This is a genomic window from Chitinophaga sp. (assembly GCF_036569125.1).
In the GTDB taxonomy this organism is placed as follows: Bacteria; Bacteroidota; Bacteroidia; order Chitinophagales; family Chitinophagaceae; genus Chitinophaga.
Genome location: NZ_DATCRF010000715.1, coordinates 1 through 8,084, shown reverse-complemented (window position 1 = coordinate 8,084; position 8,084 = coordinate 1). Strand labels below are relative to the sequence as shown.

Here is an 8,084-nt window from a genome sequence, read left to right as displayed (position 1 = left end):
TAATCAAAGCATCTACCTGGGAGCCGGCCAAAGCTATTCAGCATGAGGAATTGGGCAACCTCTCCAAAGGGGCGGTGGCCGACATTGCCATTCTGCAGGTGATGAAAGGTAAGTTTGGTTTTATTGATGCCAGCGGTTCCCGCATGGATGGGAACCAGAAGCTGGAATGTGAGCTTACCATGCGGGCCGGCAGGATTGTGTACGACCTGAATGGCCTGGCAAGCCTGCCTTACCAGGCAAGTACCACTACGGTATCAGTAGAGGAGCATGCCGGTGGCGCTGAAAATTAATTCCACTGAAACCGATAAAGGATGAAACATAAAGTAGTATACCCGTTGACGTTATTACTGGCATTGCTGGTTTATTTGCCGGCTGCTATACAAGCACAAACCATATCCAAAGAAGAGCTCATCTTTCTCACGGCTGCCTGGAAGGGGGAACGTTTCCCCGACGGGCGGCCTAAAATTCCGGATAGCCTGATGGAGAAAGCCCGGCATATTGGTATTGAAGAAGCATGGACCATACTGGATAATGACGGCTACCACTGCCAGTTTGAAGGCGGCTGGAAAATACTGCACCCGGATACGCCTGTTGTAGGCAGGGCAGTAACCGCCCAGTTTATGCCTTCCCGCCCGGATGTGGAAAAGAACATCCTGGACAGGGGCCATAGCAAAGGATTTAAAGGCAATACTAATTCCTGGCCCATTCAGCAGCTTACCAAAGGCGATGTGTATGTGGCCGATGGTTTTGGCAAGATCGCAGAAGGTACGCTGATAGGCGATAACCTGGGTAATGCCATTTTTGCCCGCTCGGGCAACGGGGTAGTGTTTGATGCAGCTGCCCGTGATATTGAAGGCCTGGCGGATATTCCGGGCTTTAACGCTTTTGTGCGCGACTGGGATCCCTCTTATTTAAAGAACGAGGTGCTGATGGGTTTAAACACACCCATTCGTATAGGCAAGGCTATCGTTTTGCCCGGCGACCTGGTGCTGGCGCAGCGGGAGGGCATCTTATTCATTCCCGCTCATATGGCGGAGAAGGTGATCAACACCGCCATTTTTATTGGTATGAAAGATGAATTTGGCCATGCCATGTTAAAGTCCGGTAAATATACGCCCGGTGAAATTGATAACCAGTGGACGGATAAGATCAAAGAAGAATTCCTGTTATGGCTGCAGCAGCATCCGGGCCCTATACAGCTGAACCGCAGCACGCTTGATCAATATTTGCAGGGAAGAACCTGGTAAGCCTTAAAACTGATACAAAATGTTATTCTCAAACAAACCCAGCCTGTTCCTTGGCATAATTGCCTTTCTGCTGCTGGTTACCAATGTGGTGTTATTTAGCATGGGGGAGATGAATGAAGCAGGCCCGTTCATGATAGCCTTCTGGATAGCGCTGGGCCTGTTATGCAACCGGCAGGCGGATACTAAAGGTTACGTATACACGCTGATGATCTTTGCTGCCGTAACAGCAGCGCTGTATTACCCGCAGCCTTTCATTAATCCGCAGGGCTATGATCTTTCCAAGCTTATAACACCGCTTATACAGATCATTATGTTTGGCATGGGCACCTCTATGAGCCTGCGCGATTTTTATGGGGTGGTAAAAATGCCGGCCGGTGTGTTTGTGGGTATTACCTGCCACTTTACCATTATGCCGCTGGTAGGTTTGCTGCTGGCCACTACGCTGCACTTTCCGCCGGAAATAGCTGCCGGTGTTATTTTGATAGGCTCTGCACCCTGCGGCATGGCCTCTAACGTGATCTCTTACCTGGCCAAGGCCAACCTGGCGTTATCTGTTACGCTTACCGCGGTATCTACGCTGCTGGCGCCGTTTATAACACCTTTGTTGATGGAATGGCTTGCCGGTAATTACATTGAAATAAGCGTGCAGAAAATGATGTGGGATATTGCTAAAATGGTATTGATACCTGTAGCCGGCGGTTTGATCTTTAATCATTTCCTGAGTGGAAAAATAAGCTGGCTGGATAAGCTGATGCCCAGGCTATCCATGGCAGCTATTGCGTTTATTATTGTGATCATTACTGCGCATGGCCGTGAGAGCTTGTTAACAGTAGGGCCTTTACTGGTAATAGCCGGTTTGGTGCATAACCTTTCCGGCTATACGCTGGGTTACTGGTTTTGCCGCTTGATACGTATGAAAGAGCAGGACTGCCGTACCATTGCCATAGAGGTAGGTATGCAGAACGGCGGCCTGGCATCGGCCATTGCAAAAGAAATGGGCCGTATTGCAACCGTAGGCCTGGCGCCTGCCATCTTTGGCCCGGTGATGAATATTACCGGCTCCCTGCTGGCTTCGTGGTGGCACCGCCGCCCGCCGGAAGAAGAAGATGTTCCCGCAGCCGAACAGGCAACTGCGTTTTAGCTTTTAGGTTTTAGCCTTTAGCTTTTGGCCTTTAGCCTTTAGCTGTTTGATGTTTTGCTTTGATGTCCTTACTGTATTTTTGTAGAAAGCGGCTGGCACACCAGCCGTTTTTTTGTAGTATAAAACCAACCGCTAACCTAAAAACATACCCTAACTACACTCCCCAAACCGCCAACCGCTAACTGCCAAAAGCTAACTGCGAACTGCCCACTGCGAACTGCCCACTCAAACTAGTTCGGGTTCCTTACTATTTTATAAAATAGTAACCCTCTGTAATTATCCGCACTATATATAACGCGCGCGTTTTTAATGTAAATGCAGTAATAGCACACATATTCATCTACCCTCAAAAAATTTTGCCGTCTAAGCAACCTTATCTGCAAGTTGCCGTATTAATATCCTGAGTGCACTTCAAACTTTAATTGATTTACTGATTAACCATTACTCAACAAACTTTTTATGAGATTCAAGACAACAACCTTTTTTGTATTAGCTGCTGCTATGAGTGCAATAGTTGCATGCAGTAAAGACGATAACGATAATACCCCCAAAGCGGATATACAGATCACCAATAATGCCACCCTGGGTAAAGTAATGACGGATAAGGCAGGGAAAACGCTGTACTTCTTTTCCATGGATGCAACGCCCGGCGCCTCTGCCTGTACGGGTGGCTGCTTAGCGGTATGGCCGGTGTTTTACAGCGCTAATCCTACCCTGGGCGATACCAGCCTGCATGCAGCAGATTTTGCAACCATTACCCGTGCAGACGGCGCCAAGCAAACCACCTATAAAGGCTGGCCTTTGTACTACTATGCCAGTGATGCTGCTGCCGGTGATACAAAAGGAGAGAATTTCAACAAGGTATGGTATGTAGCCAAACCTGACTACACGGTTATGTTAGCCAACAAACAGCTGGTAGGTAATGACGGGGTGGAATACACCAGCGCCTATGTTCCGGGTAAGGAGGTAACACAGTTCCTGACGGATGATTATGGCAGAACACTGTACGCTTTTACGCCTGATAAATTCAAAAAGAACAATTATACCAAACCGGATTTTTCTAACAATCCTACCTGGCCCATTTACGAAGTAAGCGTAATTAAAGGGATCCCCTCCAGCCTAACCAGAACAGATTTTGATACCGTGCATGTATTTGACCGTGTACAGCTGTCTTATAAAGGCTGGCCGGTATACTACTTTGGTCCGGATGCTATGACCAAAGGAAATACCAAAGGAGTAAGCGTACCCAAACCCGGTGTATGGCCTATTCTGAACCTGGCTACATTGGTAGCGCCGCAACAATAGTTTTTTCATAAGGATCATAGGGAAACAAGGACAAACCTGGCTCCGCCGGATGTTACGCAGCAATAATTGCCCGTAGCGTTTGGCGGAGCCGGTTTTTTATTGAGAGTTGATCCTCAGCTCCTTTGTGCAGGGCTCCGGCTGTTTCACCGGTATTCTACCCGGGTTTTACCGAATTAATTTTTAAATGAGCGTTCGCTCACTTATCTTTGTGCCTGATGCGAACAAGAGATGAAAATAAGGAAAAGGCCATCCGGGAGAAGGCAATAGAAATGATTGTGGAAGAAGGGCTGGATGGCTTTGGGGTGAACAAGCTGGCAAAAGCAGCCGGCGTGTCGCCTGCCACTATTTATATTTATTATAAGGACCGGGACGATCTGATACAGCAGCTGGGAAGCAGCGTGGCTCATGAGATGATGTCCTATAGCCTGGCGGATTTTGACCCGGAAGCTTCTTTTGCCGAAGGGCTGAAAAAGCAATGGATCAACCGGGCCCACTACTTCATCCAGCACCCGTTATCCGTGGCCTTTATAGAGCAGATCCGTTATTCGCATTATTATGAAGAGATCCAGAACGGCATGAAGGTAACTTTTGGCAAAGTAATGGGCCAGTTTGTAACCAATGCTATTAAAAGAAAGGAGCTGAAAGAGCTGCCCTTTGAGGTATTCTGGGCCGTGGCCTATGCGCCATTGTACCAGCTTATAAAATTTCATACACAGGGCGAAAGCTACGTCAATCAAAAGTTTGCCATGACGGATGAGATCATGATGCAAACCTTACAACTGGTATTAAAAGCCTTAAAGCCATAAGGAACTTTTTTGCTCATTTAACTAAGTGAGCGCTCATTTAAATTTATCATGTATGCTAACCATCATCAAAAGCGAAAAGCGGGTGCAGATATGGGTGTTTAAAACCAATATCCGCTTTAAGAAAGACCTGCTGCTTGTAGCACCGCTGCTGAACCGTACATCCGCCATCCTGAACTGGAATGTAGACCGGGGCGATGTTGATAAAGTGCTGCGTGTAGAATCCCTGCACCTGCAGGCGCAGCAGATCATTGACCTGGTACAGCAGGCAGGGTACCACTGCGAAGAATTACCGGATTAAACTATTTACTAAAGCTGTTTTATGACAACAACCACTCCTTCCGCCAAAGCCACTTTTTCCTCTTACCAGGTATTTATTATCACGGTGCTTGCCTTGCTGCAATTCACGGTGGTGCTGGATTTCATGGTGCTCTCCCCGCTGGGGGTTATCCTGCTGGATAAATTGCACATCAATACCTCCCAGTTTGGGCTGGTAGTATCTGCCTACGCTTTCAGCGCCGGGGCCTCCGGCCTGCTGGCAGCTGGTTTTGCAGATAAGTTTGACCGCAAAAAATTACTGCTGTTCTTTTATGTAGGCTTTATCATCGGCACATTATTATGCGGCATAGCGCCTACTTACACCTTCCTGCTCATAGCCCGTGTGGTAACCGGTTTGTTCGGCGGTGTTATCAGCTCTGTAAGCTTTGCCATTATTACAGACCTGTTTAAAATGGAGGTGCGGGGCCGTGTAATGGGTTTTGTGCAAATGTCGTTTGCCGTAAGCCAGGTATTAGGCATACCGGTAGGCCTGGTGCTGGCTAACCATTTTGGCTGGCACGCACCATTCTGGATGCTCACAGTTTTTGGTACGCTGCTGGGTATTGCCATCGCCGTATATATGCAGCCCGTAAACGCACATCTGAACAACCGTATGGATGTGAACCCGTTCTTCCATCTTATTAAAACGCTCTCGCAAAGCCGCTACCTGCTGGCCTTTTCAGCCACTACCTTATTGGCTACCGGCGGCTTTATGCTCATGCCTTTTGCCAGCGCTTTTACCACGCATAACCTGGGCATAGGGCTTGATCTGCTGCCCTGGATCTATGGTATTACCGGCGTATTCTCCATGGTCTTTGGCCCGCTCACCGGTAAGCTGAGTGATAAGATCGGCAAGTACAAAGTATTTGCGATGGGCTCTATGCTTACTTTCATCACCATTGCTATTTACACCAACCTGGGTATTACACCTTTTATTGCGGTAATAGGTATTAACATCTTCATGTTCCTGGGTGTTTCATCACGCATGGTGGCCGCATCGGCGCTGATCACCGCCATCCCTGCACCGCAGGACCGCGGCGCGTTTATGAGCATTAACTCCTCCGTGCAGCAGATATCCGGTGGTATTGGTTCTGCAGTGGCCGGGCTGCTGGTTACACAAACAGCTTCCGGCGCTTTGTTACATTATAACCGCCTGGGTATGGTGGCCATGGGTGCTACGCTGATCACCATAGCGTTTATGTATTTTGTGAACCGCATGATCCAGGCAAAGCCCATGCAGCAGCCGGCGACGGCGCCTGCCATCGTTGAAGTACCTGCAGAAGTATAACCTGTACTATAGCCGGAGGGGGTTTAAAATTCAGGATTTATCGTTAATATTATACTCCGTATAAAAAACGTTAAACCCCTTTAAACCCCCTCTTTTATTATGATCACCGACGCACAGAAAAAAAAGATCATTCAGATAGTGAATGTAATGGAAACCGGTACGCCGGAAGGTAAGTATGACCAGGTAACCTTACTGGCAGATGGTAAGGGTGGTGTAAAACAGATCACCTATGGCCGCAGCCAGGCTACAGAGCAGGGTAACCTGAAGAACATTATAGAGCGCTATGTAAATGCCGGCGGTAAATTTGCGGCAAACTTTGCGCCCTACCTGCCCAAGATCGGCAAACAATCCCTGGTGAATGATGATGAATTTAAACGCCTGTTAAAAGTAAGCGCACAGCAGGATCCTATTATGCACGATGCGCAGGATGCCACCTTTGAGATCCTGTATTACGTACCCGCCACCCACTTTTTTAATGCAGAAGGTTTTACCCTGCCTTTGAGCCTGCTGGTTATTTACGACAGCTTTATTCACTCCGGTGGTGTGCCTGCAGTGGTACGCGCCCGTTTCCCTGAGAAAACACCCGCCAATGGCGGCGATGAAAAAGCCTGGATCACCGCTTATACAAAGGCCCGGCAGGACTGGCTGGCCAACCATCCCAAAAAAGCGGTACGTCCTTCTGTATACCGCACCAAATCCTACCTGGCAGCTATTCAGCAGGGTAACTGGATGCTGGCACAACCTTTGAATGCACATGGCGTAATTGTTCCATAAACTCACGTAATTATTGCCAATGACCAGGGTGCTGCTGTTTTGTATACTCGCCTTTTTTACCGGCTGGTACGGTAAACAATCGTCCGGAAAATTAACTGCCTTACATGCCCGGCAGGGATTACCGCACTTTTTCCGGAAAATGCAAAGCGGCGGCGATTCTGTAGTAATAGCTTACCTGGGCGGCAGCATTACCGGCGCCAAAGGTTACCGGGTGCAAACGGAGCAAATGTTTAAGGAGCAATATCCGCGTACGCCTCTTAAAACCATTAATGCAGGTGTGGGCGGCACCGGCTCTGACCTGGGCGTGTTCCGCCTGCAGGAGGATGTGCTGCGCTATAACCCCGACCTGGTGTTTGTAGAATTTGCGGTGAATGACGGTACAGATTCCCTGAAGATCAGTAATGCCATGGAGGGCATTGTACGGCAGATCAAACAGCACAATGCGCAAACCGATATCTGCTTCCTGTACACCATTTCAGAGCCTATGATCAAACAGCTGCAGCAGGGTAACCTGGTAGCTTCCATGCGGTTTTCAGAGAACATTGCCGCGCATTACGGCCTGCCTTCCATTAACCTGGGAGTAGATGTGATAGATCAGCTGGAAAAGAACACCCTGGTATTTCACGGGCAAAAAGGAACGGACTACGGCGGCAAAACCGTATTTACATACGATGGCATACATCCCGGTGATGCGGGTCACCAGATCTATACCAATACCATCCGCAGGGCATTTGAAGAAATGAAGTCATTAAATGCATCGGCCAAAAGCGTGTTGCCGGCGCCGTTATTTGCCGGCAACTTTTCGCAAACCGGCGTGTATTCACCCAAAGCATTTGCGCATACAGCCGGCTGGAAAAGTGCGGCTGATATGCCGGAAATTAAAGGCTGGCTTACTGCTTTGCCGGACCTGCTGTATACGGATAACCCGAAGGATAGTTTAACGATCCGTTTTAAGGGGAGTACGATCGGTGTGCAGGATATGATAGGGCCTTCATCCGCAGGGGCATTAATAACGATTGATGGCAAGCAAACCATCCGTAAGCTGCGCTTTGACCGCCATGGCAGCTGGTTCCGGCGCAACTTCTATTTCCTGGATCCCCTGCCGGATGGTGAGCATACCGTTGTATTTAAGCTGGATCCGGCCCCCATCAATAAAACCAAAATAGTTATTCCCTCAGAGCTGGGTGATACTGCGAAGTACCAGCCTA

General features: G+C 48.6%; 8 protein-coding genes and 1 pseudogene. All 9 read left to right on the top strand.

The features are described from left to right. Positions 1-290: pseudogene (locus tag VIM87_RS26540) on the top strand (amidohydrolase/deacetylase family metallohydrolase); the annotation flags it as partial. Positions 291-311: 21 nt separating this feature from the next. Continuing rightward, a complete protein-coding gene (locus VIM87_RS26535) occupies positions 312-1,247 on the top strand; it encodes an RraA family protein (protein WP_331999909.1) in 936 nt (311 codons plus the stop codon). A gap of 19 nt (positions 1,248-1,266) precedes the next feature. Then, positions 1,267-2,388: a bile acid:sodium symporter family protein gene (locus tag VIM87_RS26530; RefSeq protein ID WP_331999908.1), complete on the top strand. Its 1,122-nt coding sequence runs from the start codon at positions 1,267-1,269 to the stop codon at positions 2,386-2,388. A gap of 459 nt (positions 2,389-2,847) precedes the next feature. Then, positions 2,848-3,693 (top strand): hypothetical protein, encoded by an 846-nt coding sequence (locus VIM87_RS26525; protein WP_331999907.1) that lies wholly within the window; start codon positions 2,848-2,850, stop codon positions 3,691-3,693. A 215-nt stretch (positions 3,694-3,908) separates the two neighbouring features. Further along, the gene (locus VIM87_RS26520) at positions 3,909-4,499 is read left to right on the top strand and encodes a TetR/AcrR family transcriptional regulator (protein WP_331999906.1); all 591 of its coding nucleotides are present in this window, start codon (positions 3,909-3,911) and stop codon (positions 4,497-4,499) included. 52 nt (positions 4,500-4,551) lie between these two features. Further along, complete coding sequence (locus VIM87_RS26515) at positions 4,552-4,797, top strand: hypothetical protein (protein WP_331999905.1); 246 nt, start codon at positions 4,552-4,554, stop codon at positions 4,795-4,797. 21 nt (positions 4,798-4,818) lie between these two features. Continuing rightward, positions 4,819-6,102 (top strand): MFS transporter, encoded by a 1,284-nt coding sequence (locus tag VIM87_RS26510; protein ID WP_331999904.1) that lies wholly within the window; start codon positions 4,819-4,821, stop codon positions 6,100-6,102. Between the two features lie 99 nt (positions 6,103-6,201). Next, positions 6,202-6,876 carry a chitosanase gene (locus VIM87_RS26505; RefSeq protein WP_331999903.1) on the top strand — a complete coding sequence of 225 codons (675 nt, stop codon included), beginning with the start codon at positions 6,202-6,204 and terminating at the stop codon, positions 6,874-6,876. 19 nt (positions 6,877-6,895) lie between these two features. Next, the coding region (locus VIM87_RS26500; RefSeq protein ID WP_331999902.1) for a GDSL-type esterase/lipase family protein at positions 6,896-8,084 on the top strand (1,189 nt) is incomplete at its 3' end.